Origin of the sequence: Ekhidna lutea (assembly GCF_900188325.1) — a bacterium.
Lineage (GTDB): Bacteria > Bacteroidota > Bacteroidia > Cytophagales > Cyclobacteriaceae > Ekhidna > Ekhidna lutea.
Map to the genome: position 1 here is coordinate 620954 of NZ_FZPD01000003.1, position 24002 is coordinate 644955.

A 24002-nucleotide genomic window follows, 5' to 3' on the forward strand; every position below is an offset into this window, starting at 1 on the left:
GATTCTATTTATTCTCATCCTTGATTCTTCTCATCATTTTCGTATGGTCTTTTGCGTTGTAACTCTGCCATAAAATCTGCTGAACAATCCAATCATCATTTTCATTTTTTGTCATTAACAAATAGTCGAAACCCCAGATGGCGTAGACCTTCACGTTAGCGACACGTTCATCCATATCCAGTATTTCTACTTGTTTAGGTGCAGTAGGAGGGATCCATCCTTTCTTATTATAGGTTGCTGCTATATTCTTTAATTCTTCATAGGTCATGGGGCTTATGGACCATGAGCTGTCTTTTCTGGAGTAGTAGTAGCCTTGTTTTACAAGGCTAGGAGAAATGCTTACAAGCAATGTAGTGTCTACTTTATAAATGCTCTCAAGATAGTTCATGGCAGCCTTGGTAATCTTTTTCCGGTCATCGGAATACCAATCGTCCAACATCAAGGGAAGGGGATTCTCATCATCTTCATCGTACCAGACCATTGCCGCTATTTTCCACTCATTCTGTTCATTTTTGATAAGTTGAATGCTATTAATGCCTCGTTTTTTATGAACGCCCTGAGGTGTTTTTACTTCTGCTTTATAGGAACTGAGAAAGTGTGCGATATTTCCATAGATCTCTGATTTGTTTGAAATCTCGAATTCTGTGGCTTCCAAAATGATCCCTTCCCTGATTTGATCCTCATAGACTTTCAAAAATTCGACCGGTGTAAAGGAAGCCACAGTTGAATCGCTTACCCACTTAAACTGTGCATTCTCTGTGAAAAGCTTCAGCCCTTCCTTAAAATCGGGTATGGTTTTCCCATCGTAATTAATCGACGTGTAAAGCGCATCCACAGTCTCTTGAGGGGTTTGGGCATTTAGGCCAATAACCAGGGCAAATAGTAATAATGTTAGGTTGTTTTTCATATTTTAATAAGTTTGGGAAGTTGAATTCTTTGAGAAACTTTTTAAAGCGCTCTCAATCTGCACACCTGATGCGCCAACACCGTTATATGGTTCTTCAGCTCGCATATCTAGCTTAAGCAGCTCTACTTTAATGTCTCCATGAACAAAATTTTGCTGATTCACTCCTGTGCTGTCATTGCTGAAGTCAGAGTGCAGGACCATTCCATTCTCCTTAACAAACTCAGTGAATGTCTTATACCGATTGTCATTATCTGTGATGAATGCATAGAAACTATTCTTCCAGTGAGATCCTCCTTCGAAAAACTGGAGCACATTGCCTTCCGGATCCCGGACGAGAAACATGGATCGACCCCAGAAAACGATTGGCCTTCCAAACATTAAATCATCAGGTCTAGGGAAGTGTTTTTCTATTACATCCTGCGTATTAGGGACATCAAAACCAAATTTGAAAACTCCATTTGGGTTCTTATTATTTCGCTCCGATTTGTAAGAGCTGAGTATTGGTCGGCTTGAATCATGAATGAATTTTATCTGCGCATTCTGATATTGAAGTGTCAATGAAGAATCTGTTTGTGCTACTACTTCAAAAGGCAGGCGATCAAGGTACCATTGCGTAGTAGAGTCAAAATTTGCAGCTCTATAGGTGAATTCTTTAATACTGAGAGTGGGAGGCTTCTTAAGTAGCATTTCCTGCTTATCATAGTCAAAGATGACTTCATAATTTTTCAGGATGCCACTCCCCAGGTTACCTGCATGCGTACTTCTTGCCCAGGCACCAGCCGAATGATCAGGCACACGTGTCTTAACGGAACGAAACTGTAATTCGTCACTGATCTTGACAGAGGGTAAAACATACTCCCTGGCCATTACTGGCCCTCCAACTCCGTAACCAGTTCGTCGTAGCTCGCTCAACTCTTTATCGGATGTATCTAGCGAATTGTAAAATGCTGAGAAAGTAGTGAGCATTGACCGATCTCCTGTGTCGACTGTAAAATCACCTTCTACGCCATCGATCTCCATTTTGATCATTGGTATTTGATTACGATAAAATTCAAAAGGTACCACCTCGTAACCGTCAGTGGGATGATGACCTTTTTCGTAAAAGGTGATTTGCCTATTCGGGTAATTGATAGATAAATCATATTCCTGAAACAGATTCAGACCAAGCACACCATCTGCAAAAGGTATGGAGAGAGAGTCTCTTATTGGGTTTAGGTTTAATATGATTGGACTGTCAGAAAGTGTTTTAATGGAAGTGCCAACGATATGAAATTCAGCTTTCTCTCCATACCATGCTTCCTGCTCCCCATCTCCGCCACCCTGGATCATAAATGATCGACCCTTTTTTACCCCTGCTTTTTCAGCGAAATCGGTGTTCATTCCGTGCACACCCCCAGTATCAACAATGAACTTGCCTTTGACACCATTGACTTCTATTTCGATATACGGACGATTGTCAACCAACTGAAATAAGACAGATTCAGGCTCTTGGGTATTTTCTGTTTGTGAGCTACATGAAATTAATGTAGCCACAACTAAAGCTAAGGTTAGGTTTCTTCGCATCGGTTATTTGATTTTGAAGAAGATAACGACCTCACTTTAATCGAGTTGGAATTCTTATATAAGAGGAGTAAACATTTTCTAAAATTTACTCCTAAAAACCGTTAAAAAACCTATTCTGCTGCTATAGCCAGCTTCTTCCCATCCGGAGATACGGATAGTCTGGTGATCGATGTGATGCCATGCTTGCTCAAGTCGGCAAATTGTTTCCATTCCGATTCAGGAGCCCAAACAAAGAGTTTAGCTCTATCAGCCATCAGGATTTCACCTTTAGGTGTCCAGCAGTAATCTTCACCATCTCCTTTTACAGATATGAGTGTGCTGGTTTCTTGCGTATCTGGGTTCATTGCTTTTATGGCCCATGGGGATTCATTTTTATCTAGATAGCTAAAAGCAGTTTTACCGGGAATTCGATGTAGCGAACGCCCAATATTTTCCGACACAATTTCAGCCTTGTTCGTTTTGATATTGATTAGTTGCAAGGTGGCCGGATCACCCAATACAAATGCCGCAATGCGATCCTTATTAACCCAGCAGTGGTAACCGATTTTCAATTCTGGTACCAATACTTCATTGACTCCCTTGAAATCGTATGCATAAAGTAATTGAAGCCCTGTAGCGTCCAGTCGGATACTTGAAATTCTACCATCCGGCATAGGAGTCGGTGAATATTCGCTTCCTTGTTTGGTATCTGTGACTAAAAGCGTGTTCCCTGAGTCAAAGTAGTAACGAGCGATCTCGGTCTGCCCGTCTACTGTTCGTGCGTAAAGTAATGCCTCACTATCTACCCAAAATGCTGGCTGGTTATCGTATCCGGGATTCTGAGAAATATTTACAGGTTTTTCAATAAGTAATCCATCTGTCGATCGCCTCAAATCCATTAGATAAATTTCCGTATCTGATTGTGCGATGACTACAAGCTGTATAAAAAGGGTAGAAACAGATAAAAGCAAGTACTTCATTGTGGATAATCGTTTAGCTGGTTTGATTCTGGAAGTTCAGAGGTTAAATTTAGTGGTTCAACTTAACTAACCTTCTAATATGAAAAGAAGAAATTTCATCCAGCTTAGCGCCATTACTGGAGCTATTCCCTTTCTTGGTATTAAAGCCTGTGCTCCGACTGAGAGTTCAACCGAATCTAATAACACTGAAGAACAGCCTTTTGAACTTGAAGAATGGACAGTAGCCCAACTACAAGAAGCAATGGAGTCAGGCACCTATACCTCACGTCAAATCTGTGAGTTGTACCTCAAACGAATTGAGGAAAAAGATCAAAGTAAAGGTGGGCTTAACAGTGTGATTGAAACCAATCCGGATGCATTGTCTATTGCTGATCAACTGGATTTAGAACGATCTGAAGGAAAAGTAAGAGGTCCTCTTCATGGCATTCCTGTTATGATCAAGGACAACATTGATACCGGAGATAAAATGATGACTACTGCCGGGTCAATGGCTTTAGCAGGATCTGCAGCGCCTGACGATGCGTTTATTATTAAGAAATTAAGAGAGTCAGGAGCAGTTCTTTTAGGGAAAACTAATTTGAGTGAATGGGCAAACTTTAGATCTTTCAGATCATCCAGCGGATGGAGTGGGAGAGGAAGGCAAACTCGTAATCCATTTGCCTTAGATCGAAATCCGTGTGGATCAAGTGCAGGATCCGGATCAGCAGTGTCTGGAAATATGTGTGCGTTGACTATAGGAACTGAGACGAATGGCTCAATTGTTTGTCCTTCATCTGCTAATGGAGTGGTAGGAATAAAGCCAACCGTTGGTCTTTGGAGTAGAGATGGTATTATTCCAATATCTGAGACTCAGGACACAGCGGGTCCGATGGGGAGGACGGTAGCTGATGCAGTTAGCTTACTTGGAGCATGCGTTGGAGTAGATGAAGCTGATAAGCGAACATTAGAAAGTGAGGGAAACTACTACCCTGACTACTCCCAGTTTTTAGATAAAAATGGATTGCAAGGCCGGCGTTTAGGAGTGCTTGAAGGTACCATTGGCTATCACGAACGAGTAGATGAAATCATGGAACGTGCTTTTGTTGCTATGGAAGCACAAGGTGCTACATTAGTTAAAGACGTAAAACTCTATGAAAACGATGCTTATGGAAATTCAGGACTAGAGCTTTTACTTTATGAATTTAAGGATGGACTGAACAAATACCTTGATTCGAGACCTGATGCAAAAGTGAAGTCATTAGCAGATGTCATTCAGTTTAATAAGGACAATGCAGATTTGGAGATGCCATACTTTCCGCAAGGCATTTTGGAACGAGCAGAGAATAAGGGTCCACTTACGGACGAAGAATACAAAGAGCACCTCAAGGTGGTAACCGAGGTTTCAAGAAATGGGATTGACAATGTGATGAAAGAGCATAACCTCGATGCAATCATTGGCGTAACGGGTGGTCCTGCCTGGCCAATTGATGTGATCAATGGAGATCATTTTGGAACGGGTAGTTCTACACCAGCTGCGCGATCCGGATATCCGAATATTACGGTTCCTGCCGGATTTGTGCATGGACTTCCGGTTGGCATGTCCATCTTTGCCGGCAAATATGAGGAGCCTAAACTTATTAGCATCGCTTATGCGTTTGAACAGGCGACAAAAGTGAGAAAAGCTCCCAAACTAGTACCAACACTTGATCTCACATGATAAAAGCCGTATTGAAATTTCTTGGAACCGGATTAGTCACTTTATTGATAATTGGGATATTAACATATCTCTTTATCGACGAGTCTGTACCAGATGGCACGAAGGGCCAGGAAGCAGAGGAGCTGGCTGATGAAATGTTAACCGCATTAAATAAACCAGGTTTTGACACTTTGTCTATCATCAATTTTACCTATCCGGGAGGGCATACCTATGAATGGAATAGAGATGAAAACGAAGTGCGGGTCCAATGGGAAAGCAACGATGTGCTGCTCAATTTGAATGTATCACCTGAGGAATACAGCAGTACCGAATATCAAGGGTATGAATATTTTATCAATGATTCTTTTTGGTTGATTGCCCCATTCAAAGTCCGTGACCATGGAGTAATAAGATCTTCGGTAAAACTGGATGAGGGAAGAGGACTTTTGGTTACTTATACTACCGGCGGAGTAACACCCGGTGATAGTTACTTGTGGATTATTGATGAAAAAGGATTTCCTAAAGCCTGGAAACTTTGGACCAGTAACGTACCAATAGGCGGACTAAAATTCGGATGGGGAGGCTGGACAGAAAAGAAGGGAGTATGGTTCTCACTTTTTCACCCAAGTCAGGTAATTGATCTGGAGATCACAGATTTGGAGGTTAGTTATTGATTTTTTCAATCTTCACTCCAATTTTCTCTACCTCATCCCAAAACCCCGGATATGATTTTTCAACGACCATAGGGTCACAAATAGTTACATCCATGAGAAAGCAAAGTGGTGCAAAAGCCATGGCCATGCGGTGATCTTCATAGGTGTCTATCTCTACTTCATCAGGTAGGTTTACGGACGGAATGAGTGTCCACTCACTTTTGTTTTCCAAAAGCTGAGCACCGATTTTGTTCAACTCTGCTTGCATCGCGGCTATTCGATCGGTCTCTTTGATTTTTAAACTTTCAAGTCCAACCATCTCGAGTTTCACATCAGAGGCAGCTGCGGCTACCATCACCGTTTGTGCCAGGTCAGGGCAATCACGAAAGTCGATTTTTAAGCAGTGCACTCGTTCATTTCTCTTCATCAACTTTACTTTACCCGGTTCGAAATATGTGGTGATGCCCAGTTGATACATGATATTCGCGATCTCTTTGTCTCCCTGGGTGGAATAATTTCTTATGTCAGGTAAATTCAAATATCCTTTCTCTGGTGAAAGCGCCATAAATCCATACCAATAACTGGCTCCCGACCAGTCACCCTCAATGGCGTATTTGGTTGGTTCATAAGCTTGGGGTTTGACAGAAACCGTATTTCCCTCAAAATCAGATTCTACATCAAAAGCCCTCATAAGATCCAGGGTCATCTGAATGTATGGAAGGCTGTAAATGTCTGTTGTCAGATTAATGGTCAGTCCATTTTCTAATTGTGGGGCAATCATGAGCAAAGCAGAGATATATTGGCTGCTGATGTTACCCTTGATGGAAATCTCATTGGTTTGCTGGTGTTCGATTTTTGATATTCTTAATGGAGGATATCCATCTTTCTCAAGATACTCGATTTGAGCCCCAATTGAACGTAACGAATCTACCAACGGGCCAATTGGTCTGTTTTTCATTCGTTCAGATCCAGTGATCGTTTCACCTTCACCATGGATTGCCAGATATGCAGTTAAAAACCGCATGGTAGTTCCGGCATCCTTTACATCGTAGACTTCAGGTCTTGATTGGAGAAGGGACAACATGGTTTGTGTATCCCGAGCATTGGAAAGGTTTGCAATTCTGGTCGCCTCACCACCGGCAAGTGCATTGATTATTAGTGCCCGATTACTTTCACTTTTAGAAGATTCAAGGGTTACCGTCCCTTTTAATCGGGAATTATATCTTTTTAATCGATATTTCAATGTTTGGCAGGTTTTTTGGTTAACAGAATTACAACTTTTTACGTTACTAAGTTGTCAATAAATTATAATATGTCAAGATCGCGTACCATAGGAACCATCTTCGCCTCTATCGCCTTAGGAGCTCTTACCTTCTTTTTGAGCACACCGAAGAAAACGGTGAAAAAGAAAGAACAGCAGACCTCTCAAGACGATGCTAAAAGCGATAAGGAAGACTTGTTCATTTAAGCACCTGCTTTAGAACCCGTTCTTCAATGAGCACATCATATGTGCAGGAATTGATCTGCGTCAATAATGAGAACCTGATGCCTTGCGCATCTTTTTTTTTGTCCTGTAAAAGGTGGTTTTTCAAGGTCTCATAATCAGGCACTATCGAAGGTAACTCATAGATGCTCGAAATATAGTTTTCAATTTCCTTACTAACATCTTTATCTAGCATTCCTTCCTCAACTGCTAATTTGTTTTCCAGCATCATTCCCCAGGCGATAGCCTCTCCATGAAGTAGAGGGTATGTAGAATCAAGAAAATGAGATTCGATGGCATGACCGATCGTATGCCCATAGTTTAATATTTTCCTTACTCCTTTTTCTCGGGGATCTTCATTTACAACCTCGTTCTTAATTGCGATTGATCTGGGAATAATTTCTTCCCAATTCAGTTCTTGAAAAACTTTCGTTTTCAAATAACCCCACTGCGATTCGCTTCGAATGAGTGAATGCTTAATGACCTCAGCAAAACCGGATTTCAATTCTCTTTCAGGAAGTGTATCTAAAAATTTCGGATAAACGATGACCTTGTTTGGTTCCTGAAATACACCAATGTGATTCTTCAGTCCATCAAAGTCAACCCCTAATTTTCCGCCAATGCTGGCATCCACCTGCGAAAGAAGTGTGGTAGGCACATTGATAAAAGCCATCCCTCTCTTGAAGGTTACTGCAGCAAACCCACCCATATCTCCGATCACTCCACCTCCAAGATTGACCAAAAGACTGTTGCGGGTGAATCCATTGGAGGTTAATTGGCTCCAAATATGTTGGCAGGTGCTTAATGTTTTTTCCTTTTCACCGCTTTTGATTTCAATGATCAGATTAGACTTTATGCTGATTAGTGGGAGGCAGTGTTTTCGTGTGTTTTCATCAACCAGTACGGCTATTTTGTCCGGAGCAATACTTTCAATAGCATCACTTAAATCCCGATCAATATCGGTGGAAATGGTTAGGTAAGTAGGGAGATTATTAGACATTTCAATAAACAGATAATGGTGTGAATCTGTTAGCTATCTTTGCACACCGATTTTCAAAAATATGCAATCAGAGCCAATCAATTTTGATGATACTGCAACAGCGTTTGCTTATCGTACAAACGGAGAATTGAAGAACTCCCATTTTGTGTTCACATCCATGAGCAAACCATGGATGGTAAAGATGGGAACTGTAATGACAAACCTGGCCTTAAAACTGAAATTACCAGTGAAAGGCATCATTAAAAAGACCATCTTCAACCAGTTTTGTGGAGGTGAATCGATCAAAGACTGCAGTAAAATGATCAACCGGCTGGGGGATCATAATGTAGAGACAATCTTAGATTACTCGGTGGAAGGACTGAAAAACGAGGATGGGTATAACGATACCAAAGAAGAGGCACTTAGAGTGATCGATTTTGCTTCTACCAATGATCACATTCCTTTTTGTGTGCTGAAGCTTTCAGGCCTTGGTTCCACTGACCTGATGACTAAGGCACAGGCGAAAGAGAAATTGACGGAAGTTGAGAAGACGAAGCTCTATAACGCTGAGCTTCGAGTTGACGAAATCGTAAAGAAAGCAAGCAGCAAAGGACTGATGGTGATGATTGACGGTGAAGAGTCATGGTTTCAGAGCTTCATTGATGGGGTTGCCTATCGGATGATGGAAAAATACAACAAAGACAGGCCTGTCGTTTACAATACCTACCAATTGTACAGGCACGATATGTTGGACAGGTTAAAGAGAGCTCAGATTGAGGCAGAGGTCAATGGGTATTATCTTGGAGCAAAGCTTGTGCGCGGCGCATATATGGAGAAGGAGCGAGACAGGGCAGAGGAGATGGGTTATGAGTCACCAATTCATAAAAACAAAGAGAGAGTGGATAAAGACTATGATGAAGCATTGCGATACTGCATGCAGCATATAGACAAAATGGGAATTTGTGCCGGCACGCATAACGAGAACTCCAGCAAACTATTGGCCCAATTGATGGCTGAGCATGGGATTTCAAATAAGGATAACAGGGTGTTTTTTGGTCAACTGCTGGGGATGAGTGACAATATCTCATTTAAGTTGGCAGACATGGGCTACAATGTAGCCAAATATGTTCCTTATGGTCCGGTAGAAAAAGTACTTCCGTATTTATTCAGAAGGGCAGAAGAGAATACCTCTATTGCCGGACAAAGTGGAAGAGAATACACATTGGTAAAAAAAGAGCTGAGAAGAAGAAAATCAGCCTAATAATAATTAATAAGAAGAATAAGCAATTACGATGCAGTTAAGCGAACAGGAAATTCAACGAAGAAAATCTCGCGAAGAGTTAATGGCGATGGGGGTGAATCCATACCCTGCCGAATCTTTTGATGTGAATGTAACTGCCAAACACATCAAGAAGAACTTCGAAAGCAGACCGGACGACTACACCAATATTTCCATAGCCGGAAGATTGATGAGTCGTCGGATTATGGGCTCAGCATCGTTTGCGGAAATTCAGGATTCCAGCGGTCGAATTCAGATATATATCCGAAGAGATGATATCTGTTCGGGCGAGGATAAATCACTTTACAATGATGTCTTCAAAAAGAAGATGGACATTGGAGATATCATCGGTATCAAAGGCTATGCATTTAAAACAGAGGTGGGGGAAATCTCCATCCATGTGACTGATCTGAAAATGCTAACCAAGTCTTTACGCCCACTTCCTATCGTGAAGGAAACGACTGATGAAGAAGGAAATAAGAAAACATACGATGCGTTCAAAGACCCGGAGCAGCGCTATCGTCAGCGCTACCTGGATTTGATAGTAAATCCGGAGATCCGGGACACGTTCGTTCAGCGAACTAAGCTTATCAACTCTATTCGTGAGTATCTAGCTGAAAAAGGCTACCTGGAGGTGGAAACTCCTATCCTTCAACCATTGTATGGTGGAGCTGCGGCTCGTCCGTTTAAAACACACCACAACACACTGGACATGACGCTTTATCTGCGAATTGCCAATGAGCTATACCTGAAGCGTTTGATCGTCGGTGGATATGATGGTGTATTTGAGTTTGCCAAGGACTTCCGAAATGAAGGAATGAGCCGATTCCACAACCCTGAGTTTACCCAAGTGGAATTGTATGTAGCATACAAAGACTACAATTGGATGATGGACACCATGGAGGAAATGATCGAGAAGGTGGCGATGGATCTCCATGGCGATACCAAAGTGCAGGTAGGAAAGAATGTCATTGACTTCCAGCGACCGTGGAAACGCTTCACGATGTTTGAAGCGATTGAGCACTTTACTGGAATTGATATTTCAGAGATGGATGAGAAGGAGCTCAGGGAAACTGCCAAGAAACTGGAGGTGCCTTTGGATGAAACCATGGCCAAAGGAAAAATCATCGATGAGATCTTCGGTGAGAAGTGTGAGCCATTATTGATTCAACCAACATTCATCACGGACTATCCGGTGGAGATGTCTCCGCTTACCAAGAAGCACCGATCTAAAGAAGGTTTGGTAGAACGCTTTGAAGCGATTTGTAACGGCAAAGAGATTATGAATTCATACTCCGAGCTCAACGATCCGGTAGATCAGCGTGAGCGCTTTGAGGAGCAACTGGAGCTTGGTAAGCGTGGTGATGATGAGGCGATGACCCTGGATGAGGATTTCCTTCGTGCGCTGGAGTTCGGAATGCCACCAACGGCAGGTGTTGGACTTGGAATTGATCGATTATCGATGATCATGACCAACTCGAATTCAATACAGGATGTATTGTTCTTTCCACAAATGCGACCGGAAGTAAAATCGAAAGCTGTAGAGCTTGAAGGTGATGAAAAGGCTGTATTCGAAATGCTCGAAAAAGAAGGAAAAATAGAGTTAAACGCACTCAAAGAACAATCAGGTCTATCCAACAAGAAGTGGGATAAAGCCATGAAAAAACTGACTCAGGGAGGTTTTGCCAGTGTAAACAAGACCGATGAGGGCTTGTTAGTGGAGGTGGTTTAGTTAAACCCACCCCTAACCCCTCCGAGGAGGGGACTCATTCTTGTTGAAAAATTTGATATAGATTCAAAGTAAATCCCCTTTGAAGGCGGTCCGACGTTTCGGGGGTGCGATGGAAATGAGCGAGGGAGGGGGGTGTTTAAACACGAACCGAAGCTATGGAGTCATTCCCTAAGATAGAGACCATATTCCCTTGCGAACGACCTCAGGAGTGAGACTTGTAATCTCTTTTGAGTTATTGCATTTAATTAAGAGATTCCCATGACTCGGATAGCTGCGCTATCCTCCCAAGGGAATACAGAGTATAGGGTAGCTGATATCTTTAATGGAAGTAAATCCCCCTTTGAAGGGGGGTGCAGGGGAAATGTGGAAGGCAGGGGGATGTCACACTCCCAACCCCAACAGCGGCAAATTCTTTACCTTATGGTAAGTAAGAGCCACTTTAATGCACTGTTTCAGTTCCTTTTCTGGCACTTCATCATCTAACTTAAAAACGATGGCACGGGTAGTTTCATAATTGAATAGGTCACCATACGCCAGTTGAAAGGACGGAACCAACTTACTGGTGCACTTAAAGTACATGGCGTATTGATCAGGCTTCTTTTCCTTCCAGTCGATGCGGATGGTGCTGCCATGTTTGGTGAGGTAGCTGGGCTCTCCCCATTTCAAAGTTTCTTCTAAGTCAGTGATGCCTATTTCATTTGCTGTTTCCAGGATGAGTTTACGGAGATAAGCAACTTTTTCCCTGGCTTGGGGAGGATAGGAGGAGAAGGTGGATTGGACAGTGGATTTGTTGGTCATTTCATCAAATATAAAGAGCGAACAAAAACCGCCATCCCTGACGGTTTATGTCTTATGATTCTTTCGCTGCGAGATTATGCAAACTCAGGCATAGGTGTGTAGAAGAATTGCTCCTTCACCACCTTTCCATCGTTCACCTCATACACGCAAATCTCATCCATATTGATTGGTTGATCCATGCCTTTTAAAGTCACTTTGGATTTCATGGTCATGGAGAAGAAATTTTCAGCTACGATAGGATCTGAAATTTCACTCTCATGAAATTCAGTTACCATACCATGCCATTCTTCTGCTTTTTTGGCAATGGCATCCAGTCCCTGAACAGTGCCCCAGGCACCACCTTCCGGTTCTATGCTTTTGATATCAGGTGAATAAAACTTTTTGATGCATTCTTCCCACTTCCCCACTTTGCACATGGCTACAAATTCGTTGGCTACCTCTTGTGTTGTCATTTTTTTATTTGTTAGAGTTAAACATGACTCAAAGAAATTGGCTAGAGTGACAGCCCTATGTCACTGGTTTGTCGAAATAAGAAAAATTGATGTCGGTACTGCAATAAAATTCCCGATCTTGGCGGATTCTATGCGAAAACTGCTGGTAATACTCGCTTTAATTACTTTCCATTTTGGTCAGTGTCAGTACCTTGATTTGGCAAAGATCGAATATGCCTATTTACCCGGAGACAATGCCAACTTTGAGTATCAGCGTCAACGTGTATTGTTCAACATTCCCTTCAAGCTTAACAAGAACTCATATGTTTTTGCAGGGTTGGATTATAGCAACATCCAATTTAAGCATAAGGAAGAGCAAGATTCGTATGATAAGACAAACGCAGAAAGTTTCAAATCACTCGGCCTGACCGTATCATATACTTTTCAACTTAATGATGACTGGATTTTTGGTGCTCAAATCTCACCTTCCTTCAATAGCAACCTTGAGGGGGATCTGAAAAGAGAAGATTTGTTAGCTTCTGGGTTAATCGTTTTCGTGAAGGATAAGAAAGGTTCAGCGAGTGTGAGGAAACCTTTTCGGATCATTACGGGACTATATTATAACACCAACACACGTTTGCCATTCCCGCTTCCATTTATCAGCTATTATCGAAAGTTTCGACCAAAGTGGTCATACACGATAGGTGCACCATATTCGAATCTTCAGTATCATTTAACAGAAAAGCATCGATTAAAAATTTATGCTGAAGGAGATGGGTTTAATACCAGTTTACAAAATGGTGTGATCATCAATGATAATCTTTTAGCAAATCGCTTAAGGATGTTTTTGATTTTGACCGGTGTGCGATACGAGTACAATATTGCTAAGCATGTAGAATCGTATATAAACATCACTCGAACCGTATTTTCTGATGTTCAGTTGAGGGATGGAAAGGAAAATGTTTTTATCCCGGCCATCGATGATGCAATGCTTTATCGAATTGGGGTGAGGTGTAAGATTTAAATATCCTCTTGAGGGGTTCGGAGTTTTGAATGTTAACATCCCCCTTCCATCTCACAATCCTGCGCGCCCCCGAAACGTCGGACCGCCTTCAAAGGGGAATTAGGCACAGGCATTCGATATCAAATATTTTAGATTCCGACTTTATTTGAAAAAAGTATTCATAAACGCTCTCCAGAACTGAGGTTTGTTAAGTGAAAACATCACTTTCATATCTTCAGATAGGCTACTTTCTTCGTCCAGGAATCGGAAGACTGATTGTATATCCGGCTTGGTGTAAAGTCTTGTGAAAATTTCCTCGCCAAGATCATTGTTAGACGAAAGAACATTCAGAAAAATGGAATCATACATCCGGAAGCGAGAAGTTGCAATCCCTTTCTCCGGTCGCTTTCCTTTCTTTATGTTTTCTACCATCATCGTCGAGTACCGGTCTGCATTCTTAAAGGAGTATCCTGAAGAGGGGCGGACCCAGCCTCCGGCTGTTCCTATTTTGGTTAGGTGCTTTTCATGATATTTATGAAATGGAAAATCTGACATGGGGATCAGTCCCTGCTCCACTTCTTCTACTTTGTATTCAAACAAGTTTAAATAGGTGGCAAGGTACCTTCTCAGGAATTTGTCATATTCATCGTCCATCAAAAGTTGGTCGTTGAACAAGGTGAACTCTACCAATGCTTCCGTTTCTGAGATAGGAAGTACGTAAGTGAAACTGGTGCTGTCCTTCCATTTCAGCCGATAATCCATCATGGTGAAAGTCTCAGGATCAAACGTTGGTTTTTTGGTTTTCACAAACCAACCCTTGAAATGCTGAATGAGTGAGTGATAGTCATCTTGCTTGTCATGAAATGCCTGTGGAATGCGACTATCGAATATGTGATTTGTTTGATAATTATCTAATGACCCCTTTATGTCTTGATCGTTTACTTCAACGACCTCATCCTTCACCCACTTTACATTTTCGGCTTTTGCAAGCTCACCTTTGGCATACGAGTAGAAATCCGCTGATCGCACCATTTTGTAGCGATACGGGTCCAACTTAAAATCGATGGTCTGCTCCAGGTTAATGAACAGACCCTGACCCCAAGTTTTTGTAGCCAGCTGATCCCACGTGGTTTCTCCTTTTTCCCAAAAACACCACGTCCGATCGTTCGTGGACTTTTCATCTTTGTCCAAAACCAAAATGGATTTCTCTTTGAAAAACGGATCGCGAATCATCTTAAGTAAAAGCTGTAGGCCGGCAGCTCCAGCACCTATGATCGCATAATCGTATTTTGCATCCATTGACAGATAAAGCTACAATTAGTTTTATTTGTTTAATAGCTTATAAATTGAGGATGTGAAATACCCCATCGAATCAGAAGAAAAAAGAACCATTAATCGGATCACATTTCGTCAGTCTTTCAACGACTTTCTAAATGCGTTTAATGTAGAACGAGGATTGATATACACCCTCAGGAATCTCTTTACAAACCCGGGCGAATTGATTCGAAATTATCTGGGTGAAGGCCGCCACAAAGTAGTAAATCCATTTCGTTTACTAATCCTAACCACTGCAGTCAGCCTGTTGGTAATGTATATAAGCGATTTTCAGTCTGTTTTCAATGAAATGGAAGGTGCGTTAAATGAAGGGGTTGACTTTAATAAGACCGGCAATATTAATGAGATTATGCTCGATTGGTACAATCTGTTTTTATGGATATCGATCCCCATTTTTGCGTTTTGCACGTTGATTTTGAATAGAAAACATGATTATAATTATGCAGAGAATATTGTCCTACAGACGTATTATATAAGTGCGATGAATTTACTGACGACTTTATTGATGTCAATGAATCTATTTATAGATATTTTTTCGGTGTTGGTGGTAATTTTTATAGCAAACACCATCCTGTATTTTTATATGGTTTCTTCTTTTTATCAGCGAAAGAGCATCGTATTCTTAATCAAGAACCTTTTCGGATATTTAATAGCGTACAGCATTTACTCTTTTGTAATGACTACAATTCTGGGAGCTATCATGTATGTAAACTAGCGATCCAACCAATCCTTAAACGCCCGAACCTTTTCTCGGCTGACAATAACTTGCTCAGAGAATTCCGGTTTTAATGAGATCAAAAGACGGTTGTTGAAGTACGAATCAATGGAGATGATGTGGTCATCACAGACCAACATGTGTCTGTTGATTCGGAAATAACGATCGGGATTTAATGCTTTCTGCAAGTCATCTAATGAATGATCTATGATCAGAGATTCTCCTGTCAATGTTCTCAGATAAGAAGTGCTTGATTCACTATAGAAATACGCAATTTCTTCTACGGGGACAGACTTAAACTTTTGCCCCGTTTTTATAAGAAACTTCTTTTTATACTCGCCTTGTAACTGCGATTTTAAGTTGCTCATTATAGTGTCAATATCACCCTGACTCCTAACTTTTCTCAGTTTTTCAATGGCAGATATCAGTTCTTCGCCTTTTACTGGTTTTAATAAATAATCAACGCTGTTGTATTTAAATGCATCCAAAACATACTTATCAAATGCCGTAGTGAAAATCACTTGCGGGTATGACTTCAACGAATCGAGCACATCAAACCCCGTACCGTCACCTAGCTGAATGTCGAGAAAAAGTAGTTCAGGGCATTCATTTTTATGAAGCCATTGAATGGCAGATTTGACCGAATAGAAGGTTTCAACAACCGAAATAGAGGTGTGTTCCTGAATCAGTTTGTTGAGCCGGTCAGCGGTTAACTTTTCGTCTTCGATGATGAGGGCATTCATGAGCTGGTCAAAGGTAGTCTTACTTGAAATATTTCATCATTGTCAGTGATCTCCAGCGTTCTACCGGAAGCAAGTTGAAGTCTGTTGGATAAATTTTTCAATCCAATTTTCGTCCCTGGTGCAAGATTCTCTTTTTTCCTTTTAGGATTAGAAACGATAATCGCTCTTTCCTCATCATTTGAAATGCGAATTTCCAGCGGATCATCCATCGAGAAATGATTGTGCTTTACTGCATTCTCAACTAACACCTGGATGGACATAGGAGGGAGTTGAAGATTTGAGTTTTTGATTGTCAGTTCATTTTTTATCAAAATTCCAGATTGATGTCTCATCTTTAATAAAAAGACATAGCTGTCAAGAAAATCCAGCTCCTCCTTGAGGTCTACAACACTTTTTTCATCGTTTTCCAGAATGTATCGATACATATCGGAAAGCTTTGAAATGAACTCAATCGCTTGTTTTGAATCATCTTCTACTAGTGAGGAGAGAACACTAAAGCTGTTGAACAGAAAGTGTGGATTGACCTGATTTTTCAGACTTTCTAACTTGGCGGCAGCCAGTTCTTTCTGAATCTGCTCTTTCTCTCTGGCGCTTTTAATGGCATTTCTTACATACAGGATGATGATTTCATACGCAATGATCAAAAGTGAAATGACAAAACCCTGAGCAGCATTGATCAGGAAACTCCCATAATAGTGTTCGGGGCAACAACTAATATATTGAAGGATATTGTCATAAATGTATGCGAACAAAAACACCAAAGGCAACATCAGAAGTGTTGCCTTTGTGGAAAGGATGTATAATCCTTTATTAGAATTTATACTTGTTTTATTGCTGGTAGCATAAATATAGCGAGCCACTATTTCCCACAGCGCAAGAATGACAATTACAGTGTAGGCAAGTGAAATCCATGTTCCCTTGTCCCAGTGAAATAACTCATTTCTGAAATCATCCCTTGTCAGCTTAAAAAAGAAGAAGACAAAGACAGCAATTGTAAACCTAAATCGGTACTTCATTCAGTAAAATTACTCTCCATCTTTCGATGCAACCGTTTTTGCCGGAGTAATATTAAAAGACAGAGTAGTCCCTGTGACCTGATGAGTTCCATTGGTTTTGGAAGAGACAATCGTGGTGTATTGACCCGGAACAACATCTTTGGCCGAAACAGTAACCACATAATGATCCACATTCTCAGTATCCTGCTTTACCTCAAACGTTAAACCAGAACTGCTTCTAAGAGTTGGAGCTAAAAAGTTTGCTTTTTTTGCCATTCGTGATCTTACAATCCAAAGGTCAAAAGTTGTTTCATCCTCTGCATCAAGTGTTATCGAATACTCTTGTGCAAAGATTTTAGCACCCTTTCTTGGGGCGTCAAAATTTTGGGCCATAGCTAGTGTGCCTAATAGAAGAAGGGTAAGAAATGTAATATGCTTTTTCATAGTAGTAATCAGTTTGATTGTACAAATGACACGCTTATTAGCTGGCAGAGTACTATCGTTTTGGCTGAATTGACATGTTTTCTGTTGAATTGAGATTTTGAATAGCTGAGTCGTAATAATTTTTCATACAAAATGTGAAAAAATAAAACCTTGCAACTTTCGATTGCGTATTTATTTTTCATACATTTAATGAATTAATCAATTTTTGTAGAAATGAAAGGAACCAATCTTGGTGAATTTGAAGAGATAGTGCTACTCACAATCGCATCATTGATGTCCGAAGCATACAGTGTCAACATCGTGGATGAAATTGAGGATGTTACCGGCCGGAAGACAAAGCTTGGTGTTGTTCACGCTGTGCTCAAAAGAATGGAGGATAAAGGACTAATTACCTCCGAACTAGGTGAACCGACCAAAGAACGGGGAGGGAGAAGGAAACGATTTTTTACCATTTCCCATACTGGCAAGGTGGCACTGATGAAAGCGAAAGAGCAGCGAGACAAACTGTGGGGCAAAATTCCTGAACTTGTTTTTCAAGGTATCTGATGGAGGAATTAAAAGGGCCACCAAGATGGATGGATAGGATCATTGAATTCTACTGTCGCAAAGATCTATTAGAAGATCTGCAAGGTGACCTGCATGAATACTATTTCAGAAACCTCGAAAAAAGTAGAAGAAGAGCCAACCTGATCTTTTTATTGGATGTGTTCAAATTCTGCAGACTTTATACCATTCAAAAACCCAAAATACTAGGACAAATGACATTTCTAAATCTAATGGGCAACTACTTCAAAACAAGCGTGCGGAGTATTGCAAGAAACAAGCTTTTCTCATCTATCAATATTGTCGGGCTGGCAGTATCTATGTCTGTCGGGCTGCTCATGATTACCTACATAGGGGAGACACTCACCTTTGATGAGTTTCATGAAAAGAAGAATCGGATTTACCGGGTAACATCCAACTATCAAAGCATATCCAGCGACGATCCGTTTGATCTGGCATCAACATCTGTTTTCATAGGTGAAAAACTACGAGAGCAGTATACCGGGTTTGAAAAGGTGCTGATCATGCGACGTAACTTCAATGCTGATATTGCCAAAGGGGAGAATATCATCAATGTGAGGGGACATTATTCAACTACCGAATTTTTTGATGTCTTTTCTTTCGATTTGAAATCCGGAGATCCTGCTACTGCACTGAAGGAACCAAACTCAATTATCCTAACAGAGAAAGCGGCTAAAAAGCTTTTCACAGATGAAGATCCGGTCGGCCAGATAGTAACAGCAGGCGAGAAATCATACACAGTCACAGGATTGATGAGTGAAGTTCCAGAAAACTCCCACATCCAATTTGAAGCGTTAGCTTCTTTCTCAACTTTAGAAAAGGAACACCGAGACAATGAGAACTCAACCTTTTTTACCTGGAGAAGCATCTGGATGAACTATGTCTACTTGCTACTTGAGGAAGGAGTAAGACCGGAGCAAATCAATCAGAATTTAGCTGAAATAGCTGCAGAAGAGAATGCGAAGACAGACAGATATACGATCAATCATAAGTTAGAGAGTCTGTTGGATATCGTTCCCGGCAGGGATTTATCCAACCAAATTGGCCCCAGCATCAATTGGGAGAATATCTACCAGCTGCTTGGCTTGACATTGATAATCATTTTATCCGCTTGCTTCAATTACACGAATCTGTCAATAGCTCGAGCATTAAGAAGGGCTAAAGAAGTAGGCATAAGAAAAGTAGTAGGCGCATCTCAAACCCAGGTGCTTATGCAGTTTGTTTTTGAGGCGATTCTTATAGCGATTTTCTCCCTTGTTATTGCCGGAGGATTTTACCTGCTCATCAAACCGGAGTTTGTTTCATCTGTTGTGGATGATGAAAACATAGGTATGCAGTTTAGATGGATTCATCTTTTCTACTTCTTGCTTTTTGCTATTGCAATAGGATTTGTTTCCGGAATTCTGCCATCTCTAGTATTATCAAAACTGAAGGCCATTTCTATTCTGACAGATGCCACTAAACTCAAGCTTTTTAAAGGAGTTAACCTAAGAAAGGTGCTGATCGTGTTTCAGTTTGCAATCTCCATGGCGCTTATAATTGGTGCTACTATAACCTACCGCCAGTACAATTTTTCCATCAACTATGACCTTGGGTTTACTTCAGAGAATATTTTGAACATGGAGTTGTTTGGAAATGATTCTGAAGTATTGATCACTGAACTCTCGAAACTCCCGGAGGTAAAAGAAATGTCACGCTCAGGCATGATACCGAGTACAGGAGAAATTTGGGGAGAGGATTTGAAATATAAGGATCCGATGGATTCAGTATCAATCTACTTCAACAGGGTGGATAAAAACTACCCAGGTGTGCATGAATTGACGTTCCTGGCAGGTGGCACATTCCCTTATGACATGAAAGAAGATGATGAGAATCCCAAGTTCATCATTATAGACAGAGCGTTGTGTGAGCGATTTGGTTTTGAAAAACCGGAAGATGCGCTCGGGGAGATTGTGTATTTACAAAGAAGAGTGGAGGATGATGTGCCAGTGCAGGTTACTGGTGTAATTGAAAATTATCAGTATCAAAACCTTGCAGAAGATCCTGAACCGACCGCATTAATTCAGGGTGGCAAAGATGACCTCTATACCATCAATATGGTCATTAGCTCTAATGATATCATTGGCCTGATGGATAAAATAGAGGAAATATGGACTGATGTAGAAAAAGTACATCCATTCACGGCAAGTTTCATGGATGATCAAATCCAGTCTTCATATGCCCATTATAAAGTGATGTTCAGGATATTCACCTTTTTGGCGATACTCGCTATAGCTATATCTACTATGGGATTATTGGGGATGGCCGTTTTTACTACCGAAACAAGAATAAAAGAGGTAAGCATTCGCAAAGTACTGGGAGCATCAGAGCAAAACCTGATTATGATATTATCACGAAGTTTCATGATCATGCTCTTCATATCGGCAATCATTGCGATTCCATTTACCTATTTCTTTTTCACAGAATATATTCTGGGAGAGTTTAAAAAGCGAATTGATATAGGTCTGATGGAGCTGCTTCCAGGGGTGCTTCTAATTTTCCTGATTGGCTTTTTAACCATCAGCTGGCAAACGATAAAAGCGGCAAAAACCAATCCCGCAGATATGCTGCGGGACGAGTAGTCTAAATTTTGTATTTTCATGGAATGGACAGAAAAGAAGCAAGATTCATTCTGGAATCAATGACCGAAGGTGATAGCCTCCTTCGTCACGCACGAACAGTAGAACTGGTGATGGAGGCCTATGCTGAAAAGTTTAATGAAGATGCGGATGAATGGGCAATCACCGGAATGCTGCATGATGCTGACTATGAAAAATACCCGGATGAGCACCCCAATAGAATTGTAGCAATGCTCAGGGAAAAAGGAGATGAGAAGATTGCTCACGCCATCTCTGCCCACTATACAAAATGGAATGTGCCTTACGAGACTACTCTGGATAAGGCATTGCTGGCATGTGATGAGCTTACGGGGTTTATTGTGGCTTGCTCCCAGGTAAGGCCGGAAGGAATTGAGACCCTGACCGCCAAATCTGTAAAGAAAAAACTAAAACAGGCCAGCTTCGCAGCAAAGGTAGAACGAGATGAGATAGCAGCCGGAGTTGAGATGTTAGGTGTGGATATGACAGAACACATTACCTTTATCATAGAGGTCCTCAAGAAAAACAAAGAGGAATTAAACATCTAACCGACCGTATTATGAAAAAGAAAATATTTATTGGAGTTGGCATCCTGATCGTATTGATCGTGGTGGCCATGTTTTATCTCAATAACAGAAATAGAACGCTGAGTCCTCCTGGGCAGGCCATTGGAGCATTGAGCGGCGATACCGTATCAGTAGAATATTCCAGACCTTCTGTGAGAGACCGACTGATTTTTGGAGAGGAAGAGGAGGGGGCGTTACAGCCATACGGAGTATACTGGAGATTAGGCGCCAATGAGCCAACATTCCTAAATGTTAATTACGATTTCCGGTTTGGAGATTCAGAAATCGATGCGGGGAAGTATGTGATTTATGCCATCCCAAGAAAAGGGGAGATGGAGCTTAGACTTAATGCTGATTTAAGGTTTTGGGGCTTCACTGAGCCTGATTATGCTGAAGATTTGGCTACCGCTGTAGTAAGAATGAGTCCCGGTGAACACACGGAGCAGTTTACCATTTCAGTGGAAAGCGCAGCTTCGGGATTCGAGTTAAAATTCAATTGGGGTAAGCAGCAATGGAGTTTACCACTGGAAAAGCAATAAACTTAAATTATTACGAGTATTCAAAGTCGTCCTATCACATGGTGGTGATGGGACGACTTTTTTTATCTAAAAATCGTATTGGAAAGTAACTTGTAAGGATGGGTGTCGTTCCACAATCCCACCACTACTGGCATGTTGATGCAGGTATGCCAACTGAACATTTCCATTACCGACATTGCGTCCAAGTCCCAGGTATATCCAGTTTTGGTTATAAGATGCCTGTTTAAACTTACTGTCAGCAGATACCCACAACTCATCAAATATGTGAATGAAGTAATCTTCTGAGATCGGCTTTCGCAAGGTCAAACGATACCTGAATCGATTGCTGAAATCATATCCGTCTACCTCAAATAATTCAGGAGAAGTCTCCACTAAATTTCCCTGATACCTATGTTCCATTCGATATCGATGGGATAGGGTTGTTTTTCCCAGAGTTTGATTTATGGTGACTTGCTCCCAGAAATTATGTTCTGGCTGAGTAATAGGGCGAGGATATTTGCCGTATGGATGTGTTTCGATGTATGAGTATCCGACTGAGTAAACGACACTTTCCCCCGGTTTGAAATTCACAAAAGGACGAAGAATAAATTGCTTATTCTGACTCATGAATTCTGTGCGACGAATGTGCAGTTCATTTCCTACTGTCCACTGGTCATCAATTTTGTAGTGATTGAGCATCAAGAACCAAAACTCAGGATCACCGTGAGTTTCTTGTGATAGGGTTTCTTTTGGAAATAGAAAAATGGCCACAAAAGCCAGGATCAGTAAACGTAATTTCATTTGGCGATTTTAGTGAATAAAATTAGAAGGTCAACAAGAACCAATCAAATTAAATTCATCACCCTAGTGGTTAAAGCGTCACATTTTTTGTTCCCAAACTCATAAACATCAGTGGAAGCAGATAGTTGATAGAGCTTGTCTTTGATAAGGGATTTAGCCCGATGTATGCGCACTTTCACGTTCGATTCGGTGATCTCCAGACAGTCGCTAATTTCTGCAATGGACATGCCCTCTACTTCTTTCATAATATAGGCCGATCGATATTTCTCAGCTAGTGAACCAATAGCCATCTCCAGTGTCTGTTTTGCTTCTGCCTGCATATACTTTAGTTCAGGTTGTTGATTTGACTGAAACTGAGATTCCTTCACCTCGTCGAGGGAAACGACCTTCCTGGATTGGTTGATTCTTCTCAGTGCTTTATTGATGCCAATGCGAATAAGCCAGGTTGAAAACTGTGCTGACTGTCTGAATTGATCCAGCTTTTCATAAGCGGTGACGTACGTGTCTTGCATGGTGTCTACCACCTCATCATGATCAGTGAGGTACCCTCTCAGCACCCGATACAGTTTTTGATTGTTTCTTCTCAAAAGGATTTCAAAAAGCCCTTTCTCACCGGATAGTACTTTTTGTATGACCTCTATATCCTGCAAAGGACTAAAGGGTGGGGTAGATGAAATTTGAATGACTCGCATAATTGGTCTTTCCACTTAGAGCAGAGATTCTTGATAAAGTTACAACGGATGTAACCTTTCCTTAGGTTTTTGATCCAACCGCCAAACAAAATCTAAAGAACATGGAAACGACAGTGAAAAATGTATTTAACCTTTTAAAGTATACCTATGGACTGGTTCCCATCGTGGCTGGTTTGGATAAGTTCACCAATATACTCACAGACTGGAGTCAGTACCTGAGTGAAGGAATGATCCCAATGGAGTCAGAAACTTTTATGATGATTGTGGGAGTGATTGAAATTGTTGCCGGAGCATTGGTATTAACCAAAACCAAACTTGGTTCATTGATTGTAGCTGCCTGGTTGGTGTTGATATCCATAACACTGCTGGTAAGCTGGAGCTATGTAGATGTCGCGGTTAGGGATTTAGTGATGGCAATAGGCGCTTATAGCTTATATAAGCTTTCAGATCATGCTTAGAGGAAGGGGCTGGAGTAATAATGCCTATCTGAAATTCACTATAACGTCATGATAAAATGAGTGCGCCCACTCT

General features: G+C 41.2%; 25 protein-coding genes. 12 read left to right on the top strand and 13 right to left on the bottom strand.

The window, feature by feature from the left end:
- Positions 1-4 precede the first annotated feature (4 nt).
- The 3 genes from CHB71_RS10615 to CHB71_RS10625 form a co-directional block, all read right to left on the bottom strand.
- A complete protein-coding gene (locus CHB71_RS10615; protein ID WP_089356885.1) occupies positions 5-907 on the bottom strand; it encodes a nuclear transport factor 2 family protein in 903 nt (300 codons plus the stop codon).
- Between the two features lie 3 nt (positions 908-910).
- Complete coding sequence (locus CHB71_RS10620) at positions 911-2470, bottom strand: hypothetical protein (protein WP_089356886.1); 1560 nt, start codon at positions 2468-2470, stop codon at positions 911-913.
- 110 nt (positions 2471-2580) lie between these two features.
- On the bottom strand, positions 2581-3429 hold the full coding sequence (locus tag CHB71_RS10625) for a TolB family protein (protein WP_089356887.1): 849 nt from the start codon (positions 3427-3429) through the stop codon (positions 2581-2583).
- 79 nt (positions 3430-3508) lie between these two features.
- Here CHB71_RS10625 and CHB71_RS10630 point away from each other — a divergent pair, with 79 nt between their 5' ends.
- Both CHB71_RS10630 and CHB71_RS10635 read left to right on the top strand, forming a co-directional pair.
- Complete coding sequence (locus tag CHB71_RS10630; protein WP_089356888.1) at positions 3509-5125, top strand: amidase; 1617 nt, start codon at positions 3509-3511, stop codon at positions 5123-5125.
- Positions 5122-5778, top strand: coding sequence for a hypothetical protein (locus CHB71_RS10635; protein ID WP_089356889.1), 657 nt, complete (start codon positions 5122-5124; stop codon positions 5776-5778). Before CHB71_RS10630 ends, CHB71_RS10635 begins: the two co-directional genes overlap by 4 nt.
- Here CHB71_RS10635 and CHB71_RS10640 read toward each other — a convergent pair.
- Positions 5768-7000 (bottom strand): 3-phosphoshikimate 1-carboxyvinyltransferase, encoded by a 1233-nt coding sequence (locus CHB71_RS10640; protein WP_089356890.1) that lies wholly within the window; start codon positions 6998-7000, stop codon positions 5768-5770. The genes CHB71_RS10635 and CHB71_RS10640 overlap by 11 nt on opposite strands.
- Before the next feature lie 69 nt (positions 7001-7069).
- Here CHB71_RS10640 and CHB71_RS18815 point away from each other — a divergent pair, with 69 nt between their 5' ends.
- Complete coding sequence (locus CHB71_RS18815) at positions 7070-7225, top strand: hypothetical protein (RefSeq protein ID WP_179213379.1); 156 nt, start codon at positions 7070-7072, stop codon at positions 7223-7225.
- On the opposite strand, the gene aroB is transcribed toward CHB71_RS18815, so the two are convergent.
- On the bottom strand, positions 7218-8240 hold the full coding sequence (gene aroB / locus CHB71_RS10645) for a 3-dehydroquinate synthase (RefSeq protein ID WP_089356891.1): 1023 nt from the start codon (positions 8238-8240) through the stop codon (positions 7218-7220). The genes CHB71_RS18815 and aroB overlap by 8 nt on opposite strands.
- Positions 8241-8301: 61 nt before the next feature.
- Here aroB and CHB71_RS10650 point away from each other — a divergent pair, with 61 nt between their 5' ends.
- Positions 8302-9480: a proline dehydrogenase family protein gene (locus CHB71_RS10650; RefSeq protein WP_089356892.1), complete on the top strand. Its 1179-nt coding sequence runs from the start codon at positions 8302-8304 to the stop codon at positions 9478-9480.
- 31 nt (positions 9481-9511) lie between these two features.
- Positions 9512-11230 carry a lysine--tRNA ligase gene (lysS, locus tag CHB71_RS10655; RefSeq protein WP_089356893.1) on the top strand — a complete coding sequence of 573 codons (1719 nt, stop codon included), beginning with the start codon at positions 9512-9514 and terminating at the stop codon, positions 11228-11230.
- Positions 11231-11611: 381 nt separating this feature from the next.
- Here the strand turns inward: lysS and CHB71_RS10660 are convergent, their stop codons facing one another.
- Positions 11612-12028, bottom strand: coding sequence for a DUF1801 domain-containing protein (locus CHB71_RS10660; RefSeq protein WP_089356894.1), 417 nt, complete (start codon positions 12026-12028; stop codon positions 11612-11614).
- Positions 12029-12102: 74 nt separating this feature from the next.
- Entirely contained in the window at positions 12103-12480 is a 378-nt protein-coding gene (locus CHB71_RS10665) for a nuclear transport factor 2 family protein (protein WP_089356895.1), read from the bottom strand.
- Between the two features lie 130 nt (positions 12481-12610).
- On the opposite strand from CHB71_RS10665, the gene CHB71_RS10670 reads away from it, so the two are divergent.
- Entirely contained in the window at positions 12611-13483 is an 873-nt protein-coding gene (locus CHB71_RS10670) for a DUF6268 family outer membrane beta-barrel protein (RefSeq protein WP_144017393.1), read from the top strand.
- A gap of 141 nt (positions 13484-13624) precedes the next feature.
- Here the strand turns inward: CHB71_RS10670 and CHB71_RS10675 are convergent, their stop codons facing one another.
- Positions 13625-14761, bottom strand: coding sequence for a lycopene cyclase family protein (locus CHB71_RS10675; protein WP_089356897.1), 1137 nt, complete (start codon positions 14759-14761; stop codon positions 13625-13627).
- A 55-nt stretch (positions 14762-14816) separates the two neighbouring features.
- Between CHB71_RS10675 and CHB71_RS10680 the strand changes: the two genes are divergently transcribed.
- A complete protein-coding gene (locus CHB71_RS10680; RefSeq protein WP_179213380.1) occupies positions 14817-15512 on the top strand; it encodes a DUF3667 domain-containing protein in 696 nt (231 codons plus the stop codon).
- On the opposite strand, the gene CHB71_RS10685 is transcribed toward CHB71_RS10680, so the two are convergent.
- Genes CHB71_RS10685 through CHB71_RS10695 form a run of 3 tightly spaced genes read right to left on the bottom strand, consistent with a single transcriptional unit; the run spans position 15509 to position 17694 of the window.
- The gene (locus CHB71_RS10685; RefSeq protein WP_089356899.1) at positions 15509-16255 is read right to left on the bottom strand and encodes a LytR/AlgR family response regulator transcription factor; all 747 of its coding nucleotides are present in this window, start codon (positions 16253-16255) and stop codon (positions 15509-15511) included. The two genes, CHB71_RS10680 and CHB71_RS10685, sit on opposite strands and share 4 nt — an antisense overlap.
- Complete coding sequence (locus CHB71_RS10690) at positions 16252-17271, bottom strand: sensor histidine kinase (RefSeq protein WP_089356900.1); 1020 nt, start codon at positions 17269-17271, stop codon at positions 16252-16254. The genes CHB71_RS10685 and CHB71_RS10690 overlap by 4 nt, the downstream gene beginning before the upstream one ends.
- 9 nt (positions 17272-17280) lie before the next feature.
- Complete coding sequence (locus CHB71_RS10695; RefSeq protein WP_089356901.1) at positions 17281-17694, bottom strand: hypothetical protein; 414 nt, start codon at positions 17692-17694, stop codon at positions 17281-17283.
- A gap of 213 nt (positions 17695-17907) precedes the next feature.
- On the opposite strand from CHB71_RS10695, the gene CHB71_RS10700 reads away from it, so the two are divergent.
- The 4 genes from CHB71_RS10700 to CHB71_RS10715 are packed head-to-tail and all read left to right on the top strand — an operon-like array spanning position 17908 to position 21999.
- On the top strand, positions 17908-18240 hold the full coding sequence (locus CHB71_RS10700) for a PadR family transcriptional regulator (protein ID WP_089356902.1): 333 nt from the start codon (positions 17908-17910) through the stop codon (positions 18238-18240).
- Positions 18240-20879, top strand: a complete 2640-nt coding sequence (locus CHB71_RS10705; protein ID WP_089356903.1) for an ABC transporter permease — start codon at positions 18240-18242, stop codon at positions 20877-20879. Before CHB71_RS10700 ends, CHB71_RS10705 begins: the two co-directional genes overlap by 1 nt.
- A gap of 23 nt (positions 20880-20902) precedes the next feature.
- A complete protein-coding gene (locus CHB71_RS10710) occupies positions 20903-21442 on the top strand; it encodes an HD domain-containing protein (RefSeq protein WP_089356904.1) in 540 nt (179 codons plus the stop codon).
- An 11-nt stretch (positions 21443-21453) separates the two neighbouring features.
- Positions 21454-21999 carry a DUF2911 domain-containing protein gene (locus CHB71_RS10715; protein ID WP_089356905.1) on the top strand — a complete coding sequence of 182 codons (546 nt, stop codon included), beginning with the start codon at positions 21454-21456 and terminating at the stop codon, positions 21997-21999.
- Between the two features lie 66 nt (positions 22000-22065).
- On the opposite strand, the gene CHB71_RS10720 is transcribed toward CHB71_RS10715, so the two are convergent.
- Both CHB71_RS10720 and CHB71_RS10725 read right to left on the bottom strand, forming a co-directional pair.
- Complete coding sequence (locus CHB71_RS10720) at positions 22066-22779, bottom strand: DUF2490 domain-containing protein (protein ID WP_089356906.1); 714 nt, start codon at positions 22777-22779, stop codon at positions 22066-22068.
- Between the two features lie 44 nt (positions 22780-22823).
- A complete protein-coding gene (locus CHB71_RS10725; protein WP_089356907.1) occupies positions 22824-23471 on the bottom strand; it encodes a sigma-70 family RNA polymerase sigma factor in 648 nt (215 codons plus the stop codon).
- Between the two features lie 101 nt (positions 23472-23572).
- On the opposite strand from CHB71_RS10725, the gene CHB71_RS10730 reads away from it, so the two are divergent.
- Positions 23573-23929, top strand: coding sequence for a DoxX family membrane protein (locus tag CHB71_RS10730; RefSeq protein ID WP_089356908.1), 357 nt, complete (start codon positions 23573-23575; stop codon positions 23927-23929).
- Positions 23930-24002 lie beyond the last annotated feature (73 nt).